Origin of the sequence: Streptomyces sp. NPDC002573, assembly GCF_042889625.1 — a bacterium.
Lineage (GTDB): Bacteria > Actinomycetota > Actinomycetes > Streptomycetales > Streptomycetaceae > Streptomyces > Streptomyces gibsoniae.
In genome coordinates this window covers 63,676-85,715 of sequence record NZ_JBIARC010000035.1, presented here as the reverse complement: position 1 = coordinate 85,715, position 22,040 = coordinate 63,676, and the positions used below count along the sequence as shown (strand labels likewise).

Annotated in this window: 22 protein-coding genes; 7 read left to right on the top strand and 15 right to left on the bottom strand. The window is 72.6% G+C overall.

Annotation, left to right across the window (positions count from 1 at the left end; genetic code table 11):
- Positions 1–107 precede the first annotated feature (107 nt).
- The 3 genes from ACFYX0_RS29020 to sigE form a co-directional block, all read right to left on the bottom strand.
- Complete coding sequence (locus tag ACFYX0_RS29020) at positions 108–1,859, bottom strand: S1C family serine protease (protein ID WP_388974380.1); 1,752 nt, start codon at positions 1,857–1,859, stop codon at positions 108–110.
- Positions 1,860–1,998: 139 nt separating this feature from the next.
- Positions 1,999–2,991 carry an anti-sigma factor family protein gene (locus tag ACFYX0_RS29015; protein WP_388974378.1) on the bottom strand — a complete coding sequence of 331 codons (993 nt, stop codon included), beginning with the start codon at positions 2,989–2,991 and terminating at the stop codon, positions 1,999–2,001.
- Positions 2,988–3,758: an RNA polymerase sigma factor SigE gene (gene sigE / locus ACFYX0_RS29010; RefSeq protein ID WP_355921960.1), complete on the bottom strand. Its 771-nt coding sequence runs from the start codon at positions 3,756–3,758 to the stop codon at positions 2,988–2,990. Before sigE ends, ACFYX0_RS29015 begins: the two co-directional genes overlap by 4 nt.
- Positions 3,759–3,911: 153 nt before the next feature.
- Here sigE and ACFYX0_RS29005 point away from each other — a divergent pair, with 153 nt between their 5' ends.
- Complete coding sequence (locus tag ACFYX0_RS29005; RefSeq protein ID WP_355921963.1) at positions 3,912–4,610, top strand: O-methyltransferase; 699 nt, start codon at positions 3,912–3,914, stop codon at positions 4,608–4,610.
- Positions 4,611–4,717: 107 nt separating this feature from the next.
- Here the strand turns inward: ACFYX0_RS29005 and ACFYX0_RS29000 are convergent, their stop codons facing one another.
- Entirely contained in the window at positions 4,718–4,885 is a 168-nt protein-coding gene (locus ACFYX0_RS29000) for a DUF3117 domain-containing protein (protein WP_003966491.1), read from the bottom strand.
- A 369-nt stretch (positions 4,886–5,254) separates the two neighbouring features.
- Here ACFYX0_RS29000 and ACFYX0_RS28995 point away from each other — a divergent pair, with 369 nt between their 5' ends.
- Positions 5,255–6,058, top strand: coding sequence for an enoyl-CoA hydratase/isomerase family protein (locus ACFYX0_RS28995; RefSeq protein WP_388974376.1), 804 nt, complete (start codon positions 5,255–5,257; stop codon positions 6,056–6,058).
- Positions 6,059–6,155: 97 nt separating this feature from the next.
- On the opposite strand, the gene ACFYX0_RS28990 is transcribed toward ACFYX0_RS28995, so the two are convergent.
- Positions 6,156–6,731: a DNA-3-methyladenine glycosylase I gene (locus tag ACFYX0_RS28990; RefSeq protein ID WP_388974374.1), complete on the bottom strand. Its 576-nt coding sequence runs from the start codon at positions 6,729–6,731 to the stop codon at positions 6,156–6,158.
- Entirely contained in the window at positions 6,728–7,075 is a 348-nt protein-coding gene (locus ACFYX0_RS28985) for a DivIVA domain-containing protein (RefSeq protein ID WP_355921937.1), read from the bottom strand. Before ACFYX0_RS28985 ends, ACFYX0_RS28990 begins: the two co-directional genes overlap by 4 nt.
- A gap of 152 nt (positions 7,076–7,227) precedes the next feature.
- Here ACFYX0_RS28985 and folP point away from each other — a divergent pair, with 152 nt between their 5' ends.
- Positions 7,228–8,088 (top strand): dihydropteroate synthase, encoded by an 861-nt coding sequence (gene folP / locus ACFYX0_RS28980; protein ID WP_355921939.1) that lies wholly within the window; start codon positions 7,228–7,230, stop codon positions 8,086–8,088.
- A 75-nt stretch (positions 8,089–8,163) separates the two neighbouring features.
- Here the strand turns inward: folP and ACFYX0_RS28975 are convergent, their stop codons facing one another.
- The gene (locus ACFYX0_RS28975; RefSeq protein ID WP_311693101.1) at positions 8,164–8,922 is read right to left on the bottom strand and encodes a TIGR00730 family Rossman fold protein; all 759 of its coding nucleotides are present in this window, start codon (positions 8,920–8,922) and stop codon (positions 8,164–8,166) included.
- Between the two features lie 180 nt (positions 8,923–9,102).
- Positions 9,103–10,182 (bottom strand): succinyl-diaminopimelate desuccinylase, encoded by a 1,080-nt coding sequence (gene dapE / locus ACFYX0_RS28970; protein WP_388974373.1) that lies wholly within the window; start codon positions 10,180–10,182, stop codon positions 9,103–9,105.
- 86 nt (positions 10,183–10,268) lie between these two features.
- Here dapE and ACFYX0_RS28965 point away from each other — a divergent pair, with 86 nt between their 5' ends.
- Both ACFYX0_RS28965 and ACFYX0_RS28960 read left to right on the top strand, forming a co-directional pair.
- Complete coding sequence (locus ACFYX0_RS28965; RefSeq protein WP_388974371.1) at positions 10,269–11,282, top strand: heavy metal transporter; 1,014 nt, start codon at positions 10,269–10,271, stop codon at positions 11,280–11,282.
- A 324-nt stretch (positions 11,283–11,606) separates the two neighbouring features.
- Entirely contained in the window at positions 11,607–12,059 is a 453-nt protein-coding gene (locus tag ACFYX0_RS28960) for an ATP-binding protein (protein WP_355921948.1), read from the top strand.
- Positions 12,060–12,138: 79 nt separating this feature from the next.
- Here ACFYX0_RS28960 and ACFYX0_RS28955 read toward each other — a convergent pair whose 3' ends face one another.
- Together ACFYX0_RS28955 and fdxA are read right to left on the bottom strand one after the other, a co-directional pair.
- Complete coding sequence (locus tag ACFYX0_RS28955; RefSeq protein ID WP_388974369.1) at positions 12,139–13,233, bottom strand: bifunctional succinyldiaminopimelate transaminase/glutamate-prephenate aminotransferase; 1,095 nt, start codon at positions 13,231–13,233, stop codon at positions 12,139–12,141.
- A gap of 124 nt (positions 13,234–13,357) precedes the next feature.
- Positions 13,358–13,678: a ferredoxin gene (fdxA, locus tag ACFYX0_RS28950; RefSeq protein WP_043443616.1), complete on the bottom strand. Its 321-nt coding sequence runs from the start codon at positions 13,676–13,678 to the stop codon at positions 13,358–13,360.
- A gap of 140 nt (positions 13,679–13,818) precedes the next feature.
- Here fdxA and ACFYX0_RS28945 point away from each other — a divergent pair, with 140 nt between their 5' ends.
- Complete coding sequence (locus ACFYX0_RS28945) at positions 13,819–14,868, top strand: GNAT family N-acetyltransferase (RefSeq protein ID WP_388974367.1); 1,050 nt, start codon at positions 13,819–13,821, stop codon at positions 14,866–14,868.
- Positions 14,869–14,885: 17 nt separating this feature from the next.
- Entirely contained in the window at positions 14,886–15,737 is an 852-nt protein-coding gene (locus tag ACFYX0_RS28940; protein WP_388974365.1) for a tetratricopeptide repeat protein, read from the top strand.
- Positions 15,738–15,985: 248 nt separating this feature from the next.
- Here ACFYX0_RS28940 and ACFYX0_RS28935 read toward each other — a convergent pair whose 3' ends face one another.
- The 5 genes from ACFYX0_RS28935 to ACFYX0_RS28915 form a co-directional block, all read right to left on the bottom strand.
- Complete coding sequence (locus ACFYX0_RS28935) at positions 15,986–16,600, bottom strand: response regulator transcription factor (RefSeq protein WP_355909824.1); 615 nt, start codon at positions 16,598–16,600, stop codon at positions 15,986–15,988.
- Positions 16,597–17,793 (bottom strand): sensor histidine kinase, encoded by a 1,197-nt coding sequence (locus ACFYX0_RS28930; RefSeq protein WP_388974400.1) that lies wholly within the window; start codon positions 17,791–17,793, stop codon positions 16,597–16,599. Before ACFYX0_RS28930 ends, ACFYX0_RS28935 begins: the two co-directional genes overlap by 4 nt.
- 5 nt (positions 17,794–17,798) lie before the next feature.
- Entirely contained in the window at positions 17,799–18,542 is a 744-nt protein-coding gene (locus ACFYX0_RS28925; RefSeq protein WP_388974363.1) for an ABC transporter permease, read from the bottom strand.
- Positions 18,539–19,474: an ABC transporter ATP-binding protein gene (locus ACFYX0_RS28920; protein ID WP_388974361.1), complete on the bottom strand. Its 936-nt coding sequence runs from the start codon at positions 19,472–19,474 to the stop codon at positions 18,539–18,541. The genes ACFYX0_RS28925 and ACFYX0_RS28920 overlap by 4 nt, the downstream gene beginning before the upstream one ends.
- 156 nt (positions 19,475–19,630) lie before the next feature.
- Positions 19,631–21,928, bottom strand: a complete 2,298-nt coding sequence (locus ACFYX0_RS28915) for a hypothetical protein (RefSeq protein ID WP_388974359.1) — start codon at positions 21,926–21,928, stop codon at positions 19,631–19,633.
- Positions 21,929–22,040 lie beyond the last annotated feature (112 nt).

Sequence of the window (22,040 nt, the reverse complement as noted above, 5' to 3'; positions counted from 1 at the left end):
GCGCCGGATCGGTACCGCCCCGGCGTTCTCGACCGCGTGTACACGTCGGGTTTTCCGGGATGTTTGCCTTGTGCAGCCGTTTTCGTCCCTGTTCCGGCACGGCGACGTCAGCTGCCGCCCGCGGAACCGAGGACGAGCGTGATGCTGCGCTGTCTGCCGTCGCGGACCACGGTCAGCGCCAGACGGTCGCCGGGGCGGTGCGCGCGGGTCCTGACGATCATTTCCTCCCCGGAGTGGACGCGCGCCCCGTCGACCTGGGTGATCACATCGCCGGGCCTGACGCCGGCCCGGTCGCCGGGGCCTCCCTTGGTGACCGCGGAGCCGCCGTCGGCGCCCTTGGTCGCGACACGGGCGCCGTCTCCGGCGAAGTTCATGTCGAGCGTCACACCGATCACGGGGTGGGTGGCCCGGCCGGTGTTGATCAGTTCCTCGGCGACGCGGCGGGCCTGGTTCACGGGGATCGCGAAGCCGAGCCCGATGGATCCCGCCTGGCCGCTCTGGTCGGTGCTGTCGTCGGCCGAACGGATCGCGGAGTTGATGCCGACGACCCGGCCCCGGGTGTCGAGGAGGGGGCCGCCGGAGTTGCCGGGGTTGATGGGGGCGTCGGTCTGCAGGGCGTCGACGTAGGACACATCGCTCCCGTCGCCCTTCTCGCCCCCGGCCGTGATGGGCCGTTCCTTCGCGCTGATGATCCCGGAGGTGACCGTGCCGGCCAGGTCGAAGGGCGCGCCGATGGCCACGACCGGATCGCCGACCTCGACGTTGTCGGAGTTGCCGAGGGGCAGGGGCGTCAGGCCCCGGACGCCGGTGACCTGGACGACGGCGAGGTCGTAGCCGGTGTCACGGCCGACGACGGTGCCCTTGGCGGTCTCGCCCCCGTTGAAGGTCACCGATATCTCGCCGTTCGCTCCCGCGGGCTGGACGACGTGGTTGTTGGTGAGGACGTGTCCGCGCGCGTCGAGGACGAACCCGGTGCCGGTGTCCTCGCTGCCGTCGCCCTTGACGTGCAGGGTGACGACGCTGGGCAGCGCGCGGGCGGCGATCCCGGCGACGCTGTCCGGGGCGCGCCCGACGGGTTCCTTCCCGGCCTGCGGCAACCGGACGTCGCCCACCAGGTCGCCGTCGCGCTCAAGGGCGACGCCGACGACACCGCCGACTCCTCCGGAGACCAGCGCGATGGCTACGGCCCCGAGGACGAGGCCTCTGCGCGGTCGCCTGCGCCGTGGCCGGGGGGCGGTGACGACGGCCCCGTCCTGCCGGAAGGGCTGGGGCGCCCAGGGGTCGTAGTTCTGCCAGGGGGTGTATCCGGACGGGCCTGAGGCGGGGGGCGCGGGGGGTGCGGAAGCGTGCGACGCGGAGGCGGGGGGTGCGGAGGGGTCGCTTCCGGGCGTGGCCGGGAGCGGGGCGCCCGGCGCCGGTGGGGCGGTCTGGGGCGGGGGCGTTCCCTTGGTGAGGCTGGGAGGTGCCGCTGCCGGGCGCTGGACCGGCGGGGCGGGGGCCCAGGGGCCCGGTATGCCGTAGGGCGGGGTGTCGTAGGGGTCGGAGTCGGGGAAGGTCCGTGAGCGGCCGTCAGGGACGCCGTGCGCGTCGCCGTCCGCCCGGGACACCGAGCCCTCGCCTTCGGAGGAACCTTCATGCTCGGCCGCCCCGGCGGACACCGCCCGGGGACGCTCCAGCTCGAAGTCCCCGTCGGCTCCGGCTCCCCGGGAGCCCGGCGTCGCCGGGCGCTCCAGCTCGAAGTCCCCGTCCGACGGCCCGTTTTCCGGCGTGTCCGGGAGCCCCTGGGCCCCCGCGCCGTCCCGTACCTCAGGCGTCCACTTGTCGGCGTCGCCCGCCGGGCCCGGCTTCCCCTCGCTCATGCTCTCCCCACACCCGGCCCCCGCCACGACGGCGCCGGCGGTCGCCGTTGAAACGTCGATGCCGCGCCCGGAACACTTCCGCGGGCGCGGTCCACCACGGATTCAACCAGGTCCGCGGGCCGACGCGCAGTCGCTCGGGTCAGTGGGCGAGCGGCGAGGATGCCGAGGGCGAAGGCCCGGCGGACGTGGCCGGCACCGGGGCCCTGAGCAGCCCGGGAGTCATGATCCCGGGGGCCGCCGACCAGGAGCTCAGCGTGAGCGGCGCGGTCTCGATGAGCGGGCGTATCAGCGGCGACATCGCGGCGGCTCCGGCCACCACGGGAGCCGTCAGGGCACCGATCTCCGAGGCGTCCTGTGCGTCCGGAGACGAAGCCCCGGGCAGCAGCGGAGCCGAGGCGCTCATCGAGGCGACGGGGCCCTGGTTCAGCGCGCGCTGTCCGATCAGCGGCGCGACGGCCCGGCGTCGGCCCGTGTCGGGCGTCGTGCCGCCACCGCCACCGCTGCCGGGTGAACGCATGGGGGTCACGTTGCTTCCGGTGCCGGAACCGCGTGCCTCCGGGGTCGTGTCGGCCGGGACGCCCATCGACACCCCGCCGAGCGCGATCGCAGCCAGCGACACGGCACCTGCGGCGGCGAAGGCGAACCGCCGGCCGCGCGAGGACGCGCGCTCGGTGTCCGGGCGTCCGACGTGATGGATCCGGAAGCCCCGGTCCCCGGGGAACGTCCGGTCATCGGAAGGGGCCAGCGCCGCATGGGGTCCTGCCGGCACATAGCCGAAGGGCTCACCCCTCACTCCGAAGACGCCGGTCGCCGGGGGCAGTCCGGCGGCCGACGATGCTCTTCTGCCGAAATCACCCCCGCCGAGCGGCGTGCCACCGCCGTCGACGTCACCTCCTGCGGACAGGCCCTGCAGACGGGCCAGGAAGCTCTCGGAGGGCGGCGGCGGGGCGGCCTCCGCGAAGACGTTCTTCAGCCGGCGCTGGGCGTCGGCCTCTGCCTTGCACTTCGCGCACGTGGCCAGATGGGCCAGTACGCGCTCGCGCGTGTCATGACCTAGTTCTCCGTCCACGAGGGCGGAGAGGCGGTCTCCAAGGTGCTGCTCTGCCGGTGTGGGGCGACGGGATCCACTCACGCGGTCGCGCCCCCTCCCCCCAGCGCGGGCACCGGGGCCATGAAGGTGCGCCGCTCGGCGCGGGCCTCGGGCGAACGGTGCGCCAGGGCCTTGCGCAGCTGCGAGCGACCGCGGTGGATACGGGACCGGACCGTGCCGAGCTTGACGCCCAGGGTCGCGGCGATCTCCTCGTAGGACAGTCCCTCGATGTCGCACAGGACGACGGCGGCGCGGAACTCGGGCGCGAGGGTGTCCAGCGCCTGCTGGACGTCCGCGTCGAAGTGCGCGTCGTTGAAGACCTGCTGCGGGGTGGGCTCCCGGCTGGCCAGCCGCTCGGCCGCGTCCTCGCCGAGCGCGTCGAAGCGGATGCGCTGCTTGCGGCGGACCATGTCCAGGAAGAGGTTCGTCGTGATGCGGTGCAGCCAGCCCTCGAACGTGCCGGGCGTGTAGGTCGACAGGGAGCGGAAGACCCGGACGAAGACTTCCTGGGTCAGGTCCTCGGCGTCGTGCTGGTTTCCGGTCAGGCGGTAGGCCAGCCGGTAGACCCGGCCGCTGTGCATGCTGACGATCTCCTCCCAGGTGGGCGGAGTCCACGCCTGCGAGTCCGCGTCGGTGGCGAAGGTCGCGGTCTGCGCGGTGTCTGCAGCGTGGTGCGTGTCAGCGATGTCGGTCACGGATTTCGGCTCACCCGATGACCTGAGAAGGCGCCGAAGCACTCCTCTCCGATCCACAGGCGCAGCCGCACCTCCCCTGTCGGCTCTGGTGGTGTCCAGTGGAGCCCCTACCATAGCCACCTCGCCCGTTAGCTCCGGATAAGCGGTTTTACGAGAATTTGATGTGAGCTGATGCGGCTGCGTCAGCACTTGCTCGACGTCCAGGTCCACCGGTCGTCCCCCGTCCCTCCCCCGCTGCCTTTCCCACCCTCCCAAACGTCTGGTCCCATCTGCGGGTTCCCGGGGCCAACGGATACAGTCACGCCCAGGCAATCACGGGGACAGGAGAGGGCCATTACCGGCAACCGGCAGACGAGCTGGGCGTTCGCCGACGCCTATGTCGCCGAGGACGAAGCGCTGCGCTGGGCCCGTGACCGGGCCCGCGACGCAGGGCTACGCTCGGTGTCGCCCGGCACGGGCGCCGCGTTGCGGTTGCTCGCCGCCACCGTGGACGCGAAGGCGGTGGCGGAGATCGGTACCGGGTGCGGTGTCTCCGGGATCCATCTGCTGCACGGCATGCGGCCGGATGGCGTGCTGACCACGGTGGACCCGGAGCCGGAGCACCAGCAGTTCGCCCGCCAGGCGTTCCGCGCCTGCGGCTTCGCCAGCAACCGCGCCCGGTTCATCCCGGGCCGCGCCCTGGACGTGCTGCCCCGGCTCGCGGACGCCGGCTACGACCTCGTCTTCTGCGACGGCGACCGGCTGGAGGTCCTCGACTACCTCGCTGAATCGTTGCGCCTGCTGCGGCCCGGCGGTGTCGTCGTCTTCGAGGGCGCCTTCGCCCACGGCCGCACGGTCGACTCGGGGCCGCAGCCCACCGAGGTCGTACGGCTGCGCGAACTGCTGCGCACGGTCCGCGAGACCCCGGAGCTGGTGCCTTCACTGCTCCCGGTGGGTGACGGACTGCTGTGCGCGGTCAAGCGCTGAGCGGGCCGGCCGGACCGAAGGACGCGCCGAGGGCGAGCCGGGCCTAAAAGCAGACCCCGGCACCGCGTACGATGCCGGGGAAGCCGAGAGTTCGGGGTCGCTTCGCGTCAGCCGACGACCTTCTTGAGGGCGTCGCCGAGCGCGTCGGCCTCGTCAGGGGTCAGCTCGACGACGAGCCGACCGCCGCCTTCGAGCGGAACGCGCATGACGATGCCCCGCCCCTCCTTGGTCACCTCGAGCGGGCCGTCGCCCGTCCGCGGCTTCATGGCCGCCATGCTCGTTCCCCTTCCTGAAACCAGCTCATCGTCAGCCGACAGCCCTTGAAGGGCACGCGACCCCTCGGGGGACACGCGACACCGGCATCGAACACATTGCTTCCAAGCCATTATCCCGCATCTCAGGACCCGATGACCAACATCAGTCGGCATCGCTTGGGCAACACGCCCGACCAAAACCACTCAATTCGGCGATGCGGCTGTGATACTGCACCACCGCACGGAGATCCGCCGCCCGGAGGCAGGTGGACATTATTTGACGCAGGTCACACGTCGGGTCCGGGCCGCGGCCGGTGATCTCCGCCATGCTGTCCCTCGGACGCAGGACGTACCGACCGGTACGACGGACCGTGACACCGGAGGACCACCATGGCCGACACCGTGCTCTACGAGGTGAGCGACGGCCTCGCGACGATCACGCTGAACCGTCCCGAGGCGATGAACGCGATGAACATCGAAGCCAAGGTCGCCCTGCGGGACGCGGCGCAAGAGGCGGCGGCCGACGGGGCCGTACGGGCGATCCTGCTCACCGCGGCCGGGGAGCGGGCGTTCTGCGTGGGCCAGGACCTCAAGGAGCACATCGGTCTGCTCCAGAAGCAGGACGCGGGCTCGGACGCCGGGGTGATGAGCACCGTGCACGAGCACTACAACCCCATCGTGCGCGCGCTCACGGGAGCGGCGAAGCCGGTGGTCGCGGCCGTGAACGGGGTCGCGGCCGGGGCGGGCTTCGGCTTCGCGCTCGCTGCGGACTACCGCATCGTCGCGGACACGGCGGCCTTCAACACCTCCTTCGCGGGCGTCGCGCTCACCGCGGACTCCGGGACGTCCTGGACCCTGCAGCGGGCCGTCGGCGCCTCGCGCGCCTCCGACCTGCTGCTCTTCCCGCGCAGCATCAGCGCCCAGCAGGCCTTCGAGTGGGGCATCGCGAACCGGCTGGTCCCGCAGTCCGAGCTGCGCGCCGAGGCGGAGAAGACCGCGCGTGAGCTGGCCGAGGGGCCGACGCTGGCGTACGCCGCGCTGAAGGAGTCCCTCGCCTACGGACTCTCCCACTCCCTGGACGAGGCCCTGGAGAAGGAGGACGAACTCCAGGCGCGCGCGGGAGCCTCGCAGGACCACAGGATCGCGGTGGATGCGTTCGTGAACAAGAAGAAGCCCGTCTACCTGGGCCGCTGAGGCCGTCCGGCCCCCGGCCGAGGACACGTGCGGGCGCCCGAGGCCTACGGGCGCCCGCGCTCTCCCCCGTCGGCAGGCGCCCCGCACGACGCCCCGGTCAGTCGCCCCGGGCCGCGCAGTCCGCCAGGTGGTCGTCGACCAGCCCGCACGCCTGCATCAGTGCGTACGCCGTCGTCGGGCCGACGAAGCGGATGCCGCGCTTGCGCAGCGCCTTGGACAGGGCCGTCGACTCGGCGGTGACCGCCGGGACGTCGTCGAGGGTCCTGGGGGCCCGGCGGGAGCCGGGGGCGTACGACCAGATCAGCTCGTCCAGCTCGCCGGGGGCCCACTCGGCGAGCAGGCGCGCGTTGGCGAGCGTCGCCTCGATCTTGGCGCGATTGCGGATGATGCCGGTGTCGGCGAGCAGCCGCTCCTGGTCGGTCTCGGTGAAGGCGGCCACCTTGGCGATCCTGAAGTCGGCGAAGGCGGCCCGGAAGCCCTCCCGGCGCCGCAGGATCGTGATCCACGACAGGCCCGACTGGAAGGCTTCGAGGCTCAGCCGCTCGTACAGCGCGTCGTCGCCGTGGACCGGGCGGCCCCACTCCGCGTCGTGGTAGGCCACGTAGTCCGCGGTGGACAGGGCCCAGGGGCAGCGCAGCACGCCGTCCGGCCCCGCCACGGCCGCGCGGCTCACTGCTGGTCCCCCTCGGCCGGCCGGTCGTGGCCGTGGCCGGCCGCGCGGGCCCCGGCGAGCGCGGACTCCAGGTCGGCGATGCGGGCGTCCCGCTCGGCGATCTCGGCGCCGAGCCGGCCGAGGGCGTCGTCCACCTCCGCCATGCGGTACCCGCGGACGGCGAGCGGGAAGCGCAGGGCGTCCACGTCCGTGCGGCTCACCGGGCGGTCCGGCGGCAGCGGGTCGTCGAACCGGTCGGGTGCCGCCTCGGGCAGAGGGGTGCTCTCGCCGCCGCCCACCACGGCGAGTGTCACCGCGGCGACCACCACGGCGAGCGCGACGACCAGGAACAAGAACATGAGCATCACTGAGGTCCCCACGCTCGGTGCCGGCGCCGAGTGCGCCGGAACGGAAGTGCAGCTGTCGAATGTCTCCGGGTCCGATCGTGCCATGCGACGCTGACAATTAGGGTCGCAGGCGGCCAAGGAACAGGACGTACCGGGAGAGGTCACAGCGGATGCTCAGGCTGGGCAGGCGGGAATTCGGCGCACACGAGCCGGTGATCATGGCGATCGTGAACCGGACCCCGGACTCCTTCTACGACCAGGGGGCCACGTTCCGCGACGAACCTGCCCTCGCGCGCGTGGAAGAGGCGGTGGCGGAAGGCGCCGCGATCATCGACATCGGCGGGGTCAAGGCCGGGCCGGGGGCGGAGGTCACGGCCGAGGAGGAGGCCCGGCGCACGGTCGGCTTCGTCGCCGAGGTGCGGCGCCGCTTCCCCGATGTGGTGATCAGCGTGGACACCTGGCGGCACGAGGTCGGCGAGGCGGTGTGCGAGGCGGGCGCCGATCTGCTGAACGACGCCTGGGGCGGGGTGGATCCCCGGCTCGCGGAGGTCGCCGCCCGCCACCGGGTGGGACTGGTGTGCACGCACGCGGGCGGTGCGCAGCCGCGGACCCGTCCGCACCGGGTGACGTACGAGGACGTCATGGCGGACATCCTGAAGGTGACGCTGGAGCTCGCCGAGCGGGCGGTGGCGCTGGGGGTGCCCCGTGAGTCGGTACTGATCGATCCGGGGCACGACTTCGGCAAGAACACCCGGCACAGCCTGGAGGCGACGCGCCGGCTGGACGAGATGGTCGCCACGGGCTGGCCGGTGCTGGTGTCGCTGTCCAACAAGGACTTCGTGGGCGAGACCCTGGACCGGCCGGTGAAGGAACGGGTCCTCGGCACCCTGGCGACCACGGCGGTGTCGGCGTGGCTGGGTGCGCAGGTGTACCGGGTGCACGAGGTGGCGGAGACCCGGCAGGTGCTGGACATGGTGGCGTCGATCGCCGGACACCGCCCGCCCGCGGTGGCACGACGCGGACTGGCCTAGGACCGACGGGACGGTGCGGCGCCCGGTCACCGGGCGCCGCACCGCGGAGAACGGGTCCCTAGGGTCAGACGCCCCCTAGCGGGCCGCCTCCTTGGAGACCAGCGCGACGGCCTCCTCCACGTCGTCCGTCAGATGGAACAGCAGGAGGTCCTTCTCGGTGGCCTTGCCCTGCGCGACCAGGGTGTGCTTCAGCCAGTCCACCAGGCCGCCCCAGTACGACGTGCCGTAGAGGACGATCGGGAAGCGGGTCACCTTCTGGGTCTGGACCAGGGTGAGGGCCTCGAAGAGCTCGTCCAGGGTGCCGAGGCCGCCGGGCAGGACCACGAAGCCCTGCGCGTACTTCACGAACATCATCTTCCGGACGAAGAAGTAGCGGAAGTTCAGGCCGATGTCGACGTACGGGTTCAGCCCCTGCTCGAACGGCAGCTCGATGCCGAGGCCGACCGAGATCCCCTTCGCCTCGCACGCGCCCTTGTTCGCCGCCTCCATCGCGCCCGGGCCGCCGCCCGTGATCACCGCCCAGCCGGCCTCCACCAGGCCGCGTCCGAGCCGCACGCCCGCCTCGTACTCGGGCGAGTCCACCGGCGTCCGCGCGGAGCCGAACACACTGATGGCGGGAGGGAGTTCGGCCAGGGTGCCGAAACCTTCGATGAACTCCGACTGGATGCGCAGCACACGCCACGGGTCGGTGTGGACCCAGTCCGAAGGGCCGCCCGCGTCCAGCAGCCGCTGGTCCGTGGTGCTCTTCGTGACCTGTTCCCGCCTGCGCAGCACGGGACCCAGCCGCTGCTCGTCCGGCGGCACCTTCTTGCCCTGGGGGTTGCCAGTGGGCATCTGCGCTCCCTCCGCATCGGGGCCTTTCCCGTCACGGTCTCCCCCCGGCTCGGACGGGCCCGGAGCCGGGGGGAGACCGGTAGGTCGGGGAAGGTCGTTCCACCCCAGCGTAGATCCACGCAGGTTACGGAAGGGGGACGTGTGCATGTCCGCCATGGGCCGCGGTGCCGCACGGGCCGGTCAGGAGGTCAGCCAGGCCCGCAGCCGCTCCTCCCCGGCCAGGATCTTAGTGATTTCGACGCGTTCGTCCCGCTTGTGCGCAAGGTGCGGATTGCCCGGTCCGTAGTTGACCGCCGGGATGCCGAGCGCGCTGAAACGGGACACGTCCGTCCAGCCGTACTTGGGCTGGGGGGTGCCGCCGACCGCCTCGATGAACGCCGCGGCGGCCGGGTGGGAGAGGCCGGGGAGCGCGCCGCCGCTGTGGTCGGTCACGACGAACTCGGCCACCCCGCAGTCCGCGAACACCTCGCGGACATGCGCGATCGCCTCCTCCTCGCTGCGGTCCGGCGCATAGCGGAAGTTGACCGTGACCACGCACTCGTCCGGGATCACGTTCCCGGCCACGCCGCCCGAGATGCCCACCGCGTTCAGGCCCTCGCGGTACTCCAGGCCGTCGATCACCGGGTAGCGCGGCTCGTACGCGGCCAGCCGGGCCAGGATCGGGGCCGCCGAGTGGATCGCGTTGGAGCCCATCCAGCCGCGCGCCGAGTGCGCGCGCTCGCCCTTGGTCCTCAGCTGGACCCGCAGCGTGCCCTGACAGCCGCCCTCGACCTGCCCGTCGGAGGGCTCCAGCAGCACGGCGAAGTCACCCTCCAGCCATTCCGGATGGGCCTCGGACACATGCTTCAGACCGTTCAGATGTGCCTCGACCTCTTCGTTGTCGTAGAAGACGAACGTGAGGTCCCGGTTGGGCTCGGGGACGGTCGCCGCGATGCGCAGCTGGACGGCGACGCCCGACTTCATGTCGCAGGTGCCGCAGCCCCACAGCACGCCGTTCTCGTCCAGGCGGGAGGGGACGTTGTCGGCGATGGGGACCGTGTCGATGTGACCCGCCAGAACGACCCGTTCCGGGCGCCCCAGCCGGGTCCGGGCCACCACGTTGTTGCCGTACCGGTCGACCGTCAGATGCGGCAGCGAGCGCAGCGCGGTCTCGATGGCGTCCGCGAGGGGCTTCTCGGTTCCGCTCTCGGAGCGGAGATCGACGAGCCGCGCGGTGAGCTGAGCGGCGTCCAACGTGAGGTCAAGCGGGGTATCGGCCATGGGACCGACCCTATAGCGCGCACCGGCGCCCCCGGTTGTCCACAACCCCGGGCAAGACTCATGAACACCACCGGTACCTTGTAGGCGTGTCAGAGCCGTCCCCCAAACCCAAGCGCCGTGGCCGCCTTCTCCGTTTCGGGGCGGCCCTCGTGGTCCTGTTCTCCGTCGCGGGCTACCTCGCCGTCCAGTACCTCACGGGCCCGGCAGCACCCAGCTGCAAGGTGATCTCCGGCAAGGCCGACGGGGCGTCGTACTCGTTCACCCCCGAGCAGGCGGTCAACGCGGCGACGATCTCCGCCGTGGGCACCACGCGTGGCCTGCCCGAGCGCGCGGTGACCATCGCGATCGCGACCGCACTCCAGGAGTCGGGCCTGCGCAACATCCAGCACGGCGACCGGGATTCGCTCGGACTGTTCCAGCAGCGCCCGTCGCAGGGCTGGGGCTCCGAGAAGCAGATCATGGACCCGACGTACGCGGCGACCATGTTCTACGACCACCTGGCCAAGGTGCCGGACTACGCCCGGCTGCCGCTGACCGTCGCCGCGCAGCGCGTGCAGCGCAGCGGTTATCCCGAGGCGTACGCGAAGCACGAGCCGGACGCCACGCTGCTCGCCGCCGCGCTGACCGGGCGGTCGGCGGCCACGCTGACCTGCCAGGGGCGCCCGGCCCCGGCGACCACGGGCGGCACCGACGCGGTACGGGCCGCGCTGGTGCGGGACTTCGGGCGCGACGTGCTCCAGACGGCCGGCGCGGAGGTGGCCACCGGGAGCTCGTCCTCCTCCCCCACGGACACCGGCCCGGCCGCGGACACCTCGACGGCCACGTCCACCGACCCGGCCACGGCGGAGCCGTCCACCGGGTCCGACGCCCTGACGATCCCGGTGCCCCGGAAGTCCACCGCCTCGGGCACCGCCCGGCAGCGCGGCTGGGAACTGGCGCACTGGGCCGTGGCCAACTCGTCGGCGCTGCACATCGCGCGCGTCTCCTTCGAGGGCCGGGAGTGGTCGCGCGGCGGCTTCGCGAGCGAGTGGCGTACGACCACCGGCGGCTCGGCCGCCCATGCCTCGGTCGGCCAAGTCCGCATCGTCACGGGGGAGTAGACCGGCCGACCGTACGAGTCCTCACCCCTCCGGGTTATACGCGGCGCGCCTCGCCGACGGGGCGCGCCGCTCCTCGTCCCGGCACCGCCGAAGGGGCCGAACTCCTTGGAAACACAGGGCAGTAAGGATTCAGCAGGCCGTCAACCCGATTGCCGTTTGCCCGATTTCCTCCCCACCCGATAATGCGACGCATTACCAACTCTTTGCGCCTGCGCACCGCAACCTTCGGCGGTTTCGAGCGGTAGTCACTGCGTCCGAGCCCGGAACGATCAACTTCCGGGTGCGGTCGGACACTTCACCGTTCTCTTCCGTCTAAGGAGCATCATGTCCCTCCCCCTGACCCGCCGGATCGCCCGTGCCGCGCTGCTCATCGCAGCGGGAGCGGCTCCCGTGGTCGGTGCGGCCGGCTCCGCCAGCGCGGCGACGGCCGGCCTGCCGGCCACCCCCGACCTCGGTGGGCTGACCGCCCTGGACCACGCACAGGTCGGCCCCACCCTCGACGGTGCGACCCAGAAGGTCGACGGAGCGGCCCAGCAGGTGACCGGGCTCGCGGGCGACGCCGGCGGCCAGGTGGCCAAGACCGGCGGCCAGGCGGTCAAGAAGGCGGTGCCGACGGCTGCCGGGACCGTGGGTGCGGCCGGGAAGAAGGCCGCGCCGGTCGCACAGAAGGTCGCCGGGGACGCGGCCGGTCAGGCCGGCGGGCTGCTCGGCGAGACCGCCCGGAGCGGGCTGCCGGGGCAGCCGCTTCCGATGCAGGGCCTGCCGCTGCACGGCTGAGCCTCGGCCTCGTACGCCGGAGGGGTCCAGGGAACTGCTCCCTGGACCCCTCCGGCGTGTGGTCACGAAAGCCCGGCGCTCACGCCAGCCGCCGCACCGCCGCCTCGATCCGTTCGTCCGTCGCCGTGAGGGCGACCCGCACGAACTTCTCGCCCGCCGGGCCGTAGAAGTCGCCCGGTGCGACCAGGATGCCCAGACCGGCCAGGTGCGAGACCGTCTCCCAGCAGGACTCGTCCCGGGTCGCCCACAGATACAGGCTCGCCTCGCTGTGCTCGATCCGGAAGCCGTGCCCGAGCAGGGCCTCGCGCAGGGCCGTGCGCCGGGCCGCGTAGCGCTCGCGCTGCTCGCGGACGTGGGTGTCGTCGCCCAGCGCCGCCACCACCGCCGCCTGCGTCGGCGCGGAGGTCATCATGCCGCCGTGCTTGCGGATCTCCAGCAGCGGGCCGAGCACCGCCGGGTCGCCCGCGAGGAAGGCCGCCCGGTAGCCCGCCAGGTTCGACCGCTTCGACAGCGAGTGGACGGCGACGATGCCCTCGTACGAGCCGCCGCACACGTCCGGGTGGAGCACCGAGACGGGGTCGGCCTCCCAGCCCAGCTCCAGGTAGCACTCGTCGGAGAAGACCAGGACGCCGTGTTCCCGCGCCCAGGCGACGATCCGGGTCAGCTCCTCCTTGCCCAGGACCTTGCCCGTGGGGTTGGAGGGGGAGTTGAGCCACAGGAGCTTCAGGTTCGCCGGGTCCAGCTCGGTCGGGTCGTCGTAGACCACGTGCTCCGCGCGGGCCAGGCGGGCGCCGACCTCGTAGGTCGGGTAGGCCAGGCGGGGGTAGGCGACCGTGTCACCGGGGCCGAGGCCCAGCTGGGTCGGGAGCCAGGCGACCAGTTCCTTGGAACCCACGATGGGCAGGACGTGCCGATGGGTCACCCCGCGGGCGCCGAGCCGGCGCTCCACCCAGCCCGTGATCGCGTCGCGCAGCTCGGGCGTGCCCCACACGGTCGGATAACCCGGGGAGTCCGCCGCCGCGACGAGCGCTTTCTGGATCAGCTCGGGGACCGGGTCGACGGGGGTGCCGACAGACAGGTCGACGATCCCTCCCGGGTGCGCGGCGGCCGTCTTCTTGTACGGCTCGAGCTTGTCCCAGGGGAAAGTCGGAAGGCGGTCGGTGACTGCGGACAACGGGATCGGCTCACTTTCTGGACGACCGGGCGCCCTCTACGAGCGTAGGGGCACCAAACGCCTCGGTCCCGTGCGACGCCGGTGAGCGCCGTACGGGACCGAGACGGCACGGTTGTGCTGTCGCTTACTGGTTCATCGGGGGCAGCGCCGCGATGAAGGGGTGGTCGCGCTCGATCAGCCCCAGCTTGCTGGCGCCACCGGGCGAGCCGAGCTCGTCGAAGAACTCGACGTTCGCCTTGTAGTAGTCCTTCCACTCCTCGGGAGTGTCATCCTCGTAGAAGATGGCCTCGACCGGGCAGACCGGCTCGCAGGCTCCGCAGTCGACGCATTCGTCCGGGTGGATGTACAAGGACCGCTGGCCCTCGTAGATGCAGTCGACCGGGCACTCCTCGATGCACGCCTTGTCCTTGACGTCGACACAAGGCTCTGCGATGACGTAGGTCACGCTGTCGTTCCTCCTCGGTAGGGCGCTGGCGGGCCTCCGCAGGCTCCGCCGCCTGGCGCGCGGGAGCGCGGCGTCGTCGATGCCCGCCCCTAGTATCTCCGTTCTTGGGCATGATCCGAACAGGAGGGGTGAACTGACCTGTGGAAATCTCTGCGGGCGGACGTCTGGAGGTCCGAATCACCGCTGCTGACGTGGGAAAACGCGTCTCAGTACGGCGGTGGAGCGAACATGCCGCCGAGGGTGAGACGTTCACCGACACGGTCGGGGTTCTCACATCATGGGACAACGGTGTGCTAAGGATCACCCGCCGTGACGGCGAGCAGGTCCGAATCGAGGAATCCGCGCTGGTCGCGGGCAAGGTGGTGCCCGCGGCGCCCGCCCGTCGGCGGGGTCCCGCCGCGTCCTGGGGGGAGCTGGCGCGGATCTCCGCCCGGGGCTGGCAGCCGGTGGAGCGGGAGCGGCTCGGGGAGTGGGAGCTGCGTGCCGCGGCCGGGTTCACCCGCCGCGCCAACTCGGTGCTGCCGCTGGGCGACCCCGGGCTGCCGCTGGACGAGGCGCTGGCGGCCGTACGGCGCTGGTACGCGGCCCGTGGACTGCCCGCCTACGTACAGCTCGCGACCGGGGCCGAGGACGCCCAGGAACTGCTCTGCGCGGAGCTGGAGGCGCGCGGCTGGACGCGGGAGGTGACCGCCGAGCTGTGGACGGCCGCGCTGGCGCCGGTCGCGGACCGTGAGACGTCCGGGGTCGAGCTGTCCCGGGCGCCCGACGAGGCGTGGCTCGCCCGCTACCAGCGCAAGGGGACGAGCGAGGTGGCGTTGAAGGTGCTCGGCGGCGGCCCCTCGGTGTGGTTCGCGACGGTGCCGGGCGAACCGGGCTCTCCCCCGGCGGCCATCGGGCGCTGTGTGGTGGACGGCCGTTGGGCCGGTTTCGCGGCGGTCGAGGTCGATCCGGAGCAGCGCCGCCGGGGTCTGGCCACCGCCGTGATGGCCGCGCTGGCCCGGCAGGCCCTGGACGAGGGAGCCTCGGCGGCCTGGCTCCAGGTGGAGACCGACAACGCGCAGGCGCGGGCGCTGTACGCACGACTGGACTTCTCGGCGCATCATGCGTATCACCATTACCGGGAGCCGGCGGACTCCCGTGGTCCGGGCGCGGGCGGCCCGTCGGGCGCCGGGACCGGGCCGGTGGCATGAGAGGTTTCGAGGCTGCCATGCAAGGTCCCTGTCCCCCGGACCCGGAGCGGGCCGCCGAGGTACGACGGCGGTTCGGCGAGGAGGCGCGCGCCGCGCGGCCCGATCTCGCGGCCCTGTGCCTGCTCGTGGGCGCGGCCGCCGACGGGGGCCTGGACGAGGCCGGGCTCGACGCGGCGCAGATGGAGCTGGACCGGCTCGCCGGGCAGCTGCCGTTCGCGCCGGGCGGGCCCCGGGCCTGGGCGCTGGCGCTGGCGGACCTGCTCGGCGGGCGCTACGGATTCCACGGCTCGGCCGGTGACTACGAGCGGCTGGAGTCCTCGCTGCTGCACGAGGTGCTGCGCCGGCGGCGGGGGCTGCCCATCCTGCTGTCGGTGGTGTGGATGGAGGTGGCCCGCAGGGCCGGGGCGCCGGTGTACGGGGTCGCGCTGCCGGGGCACTTCGTCGTGGGGTTCGGGCCGCAGGAACAGCAGGTGCTGGCCGATCCCTTCGACGGGGGCCGGCTGCTGAGCGAGGCCGACGCCGACCTGCTGGTGGCCGGCGCGACCGGGGCGCCGCTGGATCCCTCGATGCTGACGCCCGCGGATCCGCTCGACGTCGTGCTGCGGGTGCTGAACAACGTCCGCGCCTGGGCCGCCTCCCGGCCGGAGCGGACCGATGTCGCCCTGTGGGCGGTCGAGCTGTCCCTGCTGCTGCCGTCGCATCCGGCGCGGCTGCGCTACGAGCGGGCCCAGCTCCTCGTCCAGCGCGGGGACTTTCTCCAGGGGGCCGCGGAACTGGAGGCGTACGCCGAGGTCGTGGTGGATGTGGACGAGACGGCCGCCGAGCGGGTACGGGGGCAGGCGCGGGCGGCCCGGGCGCTGCTCAACTGAGCCGAGCGCCCGCTAGGGGCCGTCGTCAAACTCGCGTCGTCGCCCGGAGGGCGGCCTCGCGGCGTCAGGTGCGTGCTCTGGGGTACCCCCTGCTCGAAGAGCTTGGGGGAGTGCCGGGCTCGGACCCTCGTACTGGACGTACTCGGGTCCGCCCGGTGCGGCGGTGGGGGCACCGCCCGCGCGGGCGACGTCGAGCGTGGGGGAGCGTGCATGGCGTCGCAGGGCAGGCGGGAGTTTGACGGCAGGGCCTAGAGCCAGCCCTTCTCCCGGGCGATCCGGACGGCCTCCGCCCTGTTGCGGACCGCCAGTTTCTGTATCGCCGTGGAGAGGTAGTTGCGGACCGTGCCCTGGGACAGGTGCAGGGCCGCGGCCAGCTCCGCGTTGGTCGAGCCGTCCGCCGCCGCGCGCAGGACCTCGCGCTCGCGGTCGGTCAGCGGGTTGGCGCCGTCGGCCAGGGCGGCCGCCGCCAGCGTGGGGTCGATGACGCGCTCCCCGGCCAGCACCTTGCGCACCGCCTCGGCCAGTTGGGCCGCGGGGGCGTCCTTCACCAGGAAGGCGTCGGCGCCCGCCTCCATGGCGGACCGCAGATAGCCGGGGCGCCCGAAGGTGGTCAGGACGACCACCTTGAGGTCCGGCAGCTCCCGCCGCAGGACCGCCGCCGCCTCGATCCCGGTGGCGCCGGGCATCTCGATGTCCAGCAGCGCGACGTCCACCCCATGGGCGTGGGCCGCCGCGGCCACCTCGTCGCCCCGGGCGACCTGGACGACGACCTCCATGTCCTCTTCCAGGCCGAGCAGGGCGGCCAGCGCCTCGCGGACCATCGACTGGTCCTCGGCGAGCAGGACCTTGATCGTGCGGCTCATGCCCCGGATCCTACGTTCCCCGCGGCGGGGGCGGGGACCCGTGCGACCAGCCGGAACCCGTGCTTCTCGCGGCCCGCCTGGAGGGTGCCGCCGATCTTCTCCAGGCGCTCGGTCAGGCCCGTCAGACCGTTGCCCGGGCCGTTGCCGGAGCCGCCCGATCCGTCGTCCTCGACGGACAGCTCCAGCATGGGTCCGTCCAGGGTCTGCCGCCGGAGCACCTCCACCGTGCAGCGGGAGGCGCCGCTGTGCCGGACGACATTGGTGACCGCCTCGCGCAGCGCCCAGGCCAGGGCGGACTCGCTCTCCTCGGGGACGCCGGTGAGGTCGGTCTCCGCGGGGACGTTCGCCACGACCGTGGCCGCCGTGAGGGCGACCTGCGCACCGGCGAGTTCGGCGGCCAGGCGCGGGCGGCGGTAGCCGGTGACCGCCTCGCGCACGTCGACGAGGGCCTGTCGGCTGACCTGCTCGATGTCGGCGACCTGCTGGGCCGCCTTCTCCGGATGGTCGGGGAGCATACGGCCCGCCAGCTCGCTCTTCAGCGTGATCAGGGAGAGGGAGTGGCCGAGCAGGTCGTGCAGATCGCGGGCCAGCCGCAGCCGCTCCTCGTTGGCCGCGAGCTGGGCGACGGTCGCTCGCGCCTTGCGCAACTCGATGGTCGTCCGGATCAGTTGGACGACGCCGGTCATCGCGAAGCCGATGAGCAGCACCAGGATCACCAGGTCCTGGGCGTCCTGCTCGCCGACGCGCAGGCCGACCAGGAGCATCAGCGCGGCCGTCCCCGGGATCGCCCAGTAGGCCGCCCGCAGCGGGAGGGTCGCCCCGCAGGCCACCGAGACATAGCAGTAGAGGCCGAGCCAGGCGGGGCCGAGCGTGAGGCACTGCACGGTCGCCAGCAGACCGAGGAAGACCACCAGGACGACCACGAGCCGCCGGGGCAGCGGTGTGCCCATGTTCCGGAAGACCAGCGTCAGATAGGCCCCGACGAAGACCGCCAGGCCCAGCCAGCCGCCCACGGTGCCCGCGGTGCTGTGGTTCCCGGAGGCCAGGTCGTGGATCGGCGCGCTGAGGAAGACGAGCCAGACACCGATCCACAGCAGCTTGCGCAGGAGCAGATCGCGCCCGGTGCGGGGCGGCTGTCCCAGGGGGATCATCCGCTCCGCACGAACGCTCTCCGCCCGCGCTTCCTCGGTCATCGTGCTCACGCCTTCAGCGTGTCCTTCCGGTACAGCCAGGCCGCGCCGCCCGCGAACAGGAGGAAGAAGGCGACGAGGACGGCGATGTCCTTGGTGTGCGGGGCGTGACTCTGTTCGATGGCCTGCCCCAGTGCAGCGTACGCGTGGGTGGGCAGCCACTTGGCGATGTCCTGCAACCAGGTGGGGAAGACCGCCGACGGCCACCACAGGCCGCCCAGGATCGACAGGCCGAAGTACGTGATCATGGTGATCGGGCGGACCGCGTCCCCGCTGGCGAGGTAGCCGATGGCGACGCCGAGCGCGGCGAAGACCAGGCTGCCGGCCCAGATCGCGCCGGTGAGGGCGACCCACTGCCAGGCGTCGAGGCGGACGTGCTTCAGCGCGGCGGCGACCGCGAAGACGACGACGATGGACGGCAGGCTGACGACGGCGGCGCTGGCCGTCTTGGCCAGCACGTATCCGCGGCCCGGCAGGCTGGTCAGCCGGAGCTGCCGCACCCAGCCGTTCTCGCGCTCCTTGGCGATGCGCTCGCTGTTGCCCATGAGCACGGCGGTCAGGGCGCCGAAGGACGCCATGGACACCATCATGTACGTCGGCACGGTCAGTCCGCTGCCGGGGATCTTGGTGTCGCGGCCGCCGGAGGTGCTGGAGATGAGCAGGAACAGGCCTGCGGGGTAGAGCACCGAGAAGAAGAGGAACTTGCGGTTGCGCAGCGCGCGGGTCAGTTCCAGCTTGATCAGCGAGTTCACGACTGCTTGGCCTCCTCGGCCTCGGTGATGGCGACGAACGCCTGCTCGAGCCCGAGCCCGGCGACTTCGAGGTTGCGGGGGAAGACACCGAGGCCGTACAGGGCGTGGACGGTGGCGTCGGCGTCCGTGGACTGGATCCGGACGGTCTGCCCGGAGCCGCTGGAGGACACGGTGAGCGAGGTCAGGAACGGCAGCGCGCGCAGCGACGCCTCCTCGACCGGTACCTGGAGGTCGAAGGAGACCCGGCGGGCGCCGGCCTTCGCCTTGATCTCGGCGGCGGTGCCGTCGGCGAGGAGCCGTCCCCGGTGCAGCACGAGCACCCGGTCCGCGATCGCGTCGGCCTCTTCCAGGTAGTGCGTGGCGAACAGGACCGCACGGCCCTGCTCGGCCTGCTCGCGCATGGTGGCCCAGAAGGCCTGACGGGCGGAGACGTCCATGCCGGTGGTGGGCTCGTCGAGCACGATCAGGTCGTTGGCCCCGGCGGTGGCGAGGGCGAAGCGGACGCGCTGGGCCTGGCCGCCGGAGAGCTTGTTGACCTTGCGGTCGGCGATCTGGTCGATGCCCGCGCGGGCGAGCACGTCGGTGACCTTGTACGGCTTCGGGTGCAGCGCGCAGGCGAGCTTGACCATCTCGGCGACCGTGACCTCGTCCATCAGCCCGCCGCTCTGCAGCATGGCGCCCACCCGTCCGGCCACGATGGCCTCACGGGGGCTGGTCCCGAACACCCGCACCGAGCCGCTGTCGGGGTGCTTGAGCCCGAGGAGCAGGTCAAGGGTGGTGGACTTGCCCGCGCCGTTCGGCCCGAGCAGGGCCACCGTCTCCCCCGGGTGCAGCCGGAGCGTCAGCCCGTCCACGGCCCGGACCTGCCCGTAGGCCTTGGTCACCTGGTCGAACCCGACCACCGATTCGGTGGCCGTCACTGTCGTCGTCATGCATTCATCGTGGCGGTGCGGGGGTGGCCCCCGGCAGTGCCAGGTGTCGCCGGTCCCGCATGACAGATGTCATGTCCGGCGGGATGACACGAGGGGGCGCCCGGTCGGAACCGGGCGCCCCCTCGTCTACGGCTGCTACGGCTGCCTGGCCGTGGGCTAGCTCGGGTTGGTATCGATCGTCGCGACGCGCGCCGCGGTGGTCTTGCCGAGCAGCGCCGGCCGCAGTGCGCCGATCACGTCCTCCACGGTGACCGGCGTCTTCTTGCCGGTGCCGCGGGAGATGAGGACGCCGTCGAAGGCATGGCCGTACAGGTTCTGCAGGGCCGTCTTGTCGTAGGACTCGACGAGCTTGCCGTTGATGGCCTTCACCCCGAGGAACTTCCACAGCGACTTCTGCGGGCTGAACGCGATGGCGTGGGTCGCGTCCGCGCGCACCAACACGTTGGCGGACATCGCGGGCTCGGCGAACGCCTTCATCATGCGGTCGACTTCGGCGTTGGGGACCGTGGGCTGCCGGTTGGTCGTGGGCACCCGCACCGGCGTGCTGGTGTTGGTCTCCACCTGGGTGCGGTAGGCCTGCACGACGGCCTGGGTCGAACCGGCGACGTCGATGCCCTTGCCCGCCTTGCCGTACACGGCGACGGCCTTGCCGGACTCGAACTTGATCGAGCCCTCGGTCATCGAGCCGGCGCCGCCCGCGGCGTTCTCCAGCGCGGCCTGGAGCTTCTCCTCGTCGACGGGCATCACGGGTTCGATGACACGCTGCTGCCCGAAGAGGGAGCCGATCACCGACACCGGGTTGTAGTCGCTCCCCGCGGCGGCGGCGACGGTGGCCTTGCTGTCGAGCTGAAGGCCCGCCTGGTCGGGCCGCAGCGCGACCGTCTTGCCGTCGACCGACAGCTGAAGCGGCTTGTTCATACGGCTGCCCAGCGCGGAGTCCAGCTTCTGGGTCGCCTCGTCACGGGTGCCGCCGCCGATGTCGACGCCGAGCACGGTGGTGCCCTTGGGCACGTCGGAGTGGTTCATCAACAGCCCGGCGCCATAAGCAACACCGGCGACGACGACCAGACCGCCGACGAGGAGCACCCGCTTGCTGCGGCCCTTCTTCTTGGCCGACTTCGCCGCGGCGGTGTTCTGCGTCTTGGGCGGGTCGGGCAGCTTCGGGGGCGTGTGCGACACCGATCCGTCGGAGGGGGTGCCGTCGAACGCGCCGATCTGGGCGCCGCCGGGCGGAATGACGGGGATGCCGCTGGTGAGGGTGTGTCCGGAGACGTTGTCGCCGGGGCCGCTGAAGCCCGGGAAGTCCGGTTCCGGGACCTGCTTCTGCGGGGTGAGGATCGCGGTGTCGTCGCTGAGCCCGCCACCGGGACGGCCCTGCGCGGCTCCGGGCACGCCGGGACCGAGCGGTCCACCGGAGACGCCGGGACCGAGCGGTCCGCCGGGCGCGCCGCCGGGCGTGCCCGGCATACCGGGTGCCAGCAGGCCCGGGATACCGGGGCCGCCGGGGTTCGGGCCGGAGGGGGCCGGAGGGATGACCGGTCCGGTGCCCGTGACGGGGCCGCCGGTGGGTCCGGAGGGGCTGGCACTGCCCGGCTCGGTGAAGAACGGCAGGTCGTCGCGGCGGGGTTCGCGGGCCGCGTCGGGATCGATGACCGGGAAGGAGGCCGTGCTGGCCGCGACCGCGTCCGACACGTCGAAGGAGCCGGTCCCGCCGCCGTGTCCCGGCGCGACAGGGCCCGCGCCGGTGGCGCCCGGAAGCCCCTTGCCGTTCGTGGCGCCGGGGCGTGCACCGAACATGCCCGCGCCGCCCGTGGAGGCTCCGGGACGTGCGCCGGGGGCGCTCGGCGCACCGGAAGCGTCAGGGCGCCGACCACTGATGCCGTTCGCGCCGGGAGCACCCGGCCGTGCACCGCCCGCGCCAGGAGCAGTCGGCGCACCCGAGGCGCCGTTCATGCCCGGCGCGCCGGTACCGGACGCGCTGGGCGGGCCCTGTATGCCGGAGCCTCCGGGCAGACCCGCGCCGTTGGTAGCGCCGCCCTGCGGGCCCGAGGCCGCCGAGGGCTTGCGGGGCGCGAACCAGTCGCTCGCCGGCTTCTCCTCGGCCGGGGCGGAGGTCTCCGCCGCGTTGTCGAGGGCGCTGAGCGCACGCACGGCGGTCGTGGTCGTCGTCTCGGGGTCCGCACCCGCGTCGGGCGCGGTGTCGGCGTTCTCGGCGTCGGCGACGGGCTTGCGCACGACGACCGGAGGAATGGGCCGCGACCCGGGGATGTTGATCCGGATACGGGTCGTCAGTGTGGTCTCGGTCTTGCGTTCCTCCGGCTGCGCGGCCGGGCGGTTCGCGTCCGCGCCGTCCGAGGAAGCCATGGGGGTCCCGTACGGCGGCGTCCCCGACGGGTACGCGGATCCACCGCGTCCGTTGGGTCCGGCGGACGAACTGTCAGTTTCACGACTCAAGGCAGGTTCTCCCGGTTGGCTCCACCGCCTGTTTTCGACCTCAACAGGTGGGCCCCCCTGTTCGAACGAGTCGACAGCGCGCGGGAGGCTCGGCGGCGCGCACCACCATACT

Coding starts and splice junctions, on each gene's coding strand:
- ACFYX0_RS28995 (WP_388974376.1), top strand. CDS start 5,255: ATGGCCGACACCGTGCTCTACGAGGTGAGCGACGGCCTCGCGACGATC.
- ACFYX0_RS28935 (WP_355909824.1), bottom strand. CDS start 16,600: ATGAGCCGCACGATCAAGGTCCTGCTCGCCGAGGACCAGTCGATGGTC.
- ACFYX0_RS28940 (WP_388974365.1), top strand. CDS start 14,886: ATGCAAGGTCCCTGTCCCCCGGACCCGGAGCGGGCCGCCGAGGTACGA.
- ACFYX0_RS29020 (WP_388974380.1), bottom strand. CDS start 1,859: ATGAGCGAGGGGAAGCCGGGCCCGGCGGGCGACGCCGACAAGTGGACG.
- dapE (WP_388974373.1), bottom strand. CDS start 10,182: ATGGCCGATACCCCGCTTGACCTCACGTTGGACGCCGCTCAGCTCACC.
- ACFYX0_RS28985 (WP_355921937.1), bottom strand. CDS start 7,075: ATGCTCATGTTCTTGTTCCTGGTCGTCGCGCTCGCCGTGGTGGTCGCC.
- sigE (WP_355921960.1), bottom strand. CDS start 3,758: ATGGTAGGGGCTCCACTGGACACCACCAGAGCCGACAGGGGAGGTGCG.
- ACFYX0_RS28930 (WP_388974400.1), bottom strand. CDS start 17,793: ATGACCGAGGAAGCGCGGGCGGAGAGCGTTCGTGCGGAGCGGATGATC.
- ACFYX0_RS29000 (WP_003966491.1), bottom strand. CDS start 4,885: ATGGCGGCCATGAAGCCGCGGACGGGCGACGGCCCGCTCGAGGTGACC.
- ACFYX0_RS28920 (WP_388974361.1), bottom strand. CDS start 19,474: ATGACGACGACAGTGACGGCCACCGAATCGGTGGTCGGGTTCGACCAG.
- folP (WP_355921939.1), top strand. CDS start 7,228: ATGCTCAGGCTGGGCAGGCGGGAATTCGGCGCACACGAGCCGGTGATC.
- ACFYX0_RS28975 (WP_311693101.1), bottom strand. CDS start 8,922: ATGCCCACTGGCAACCCCCAGGGCAAGAAGGTGCCGCCGGACGAGCAG.
- ACFYX0_RS28960 (WP_355921948.1), top strand. CDS start 11,607: ATGTCCCTCCCCCTGACCCGCCGGATCGCCCGTGCCGCGCTGCTCATC.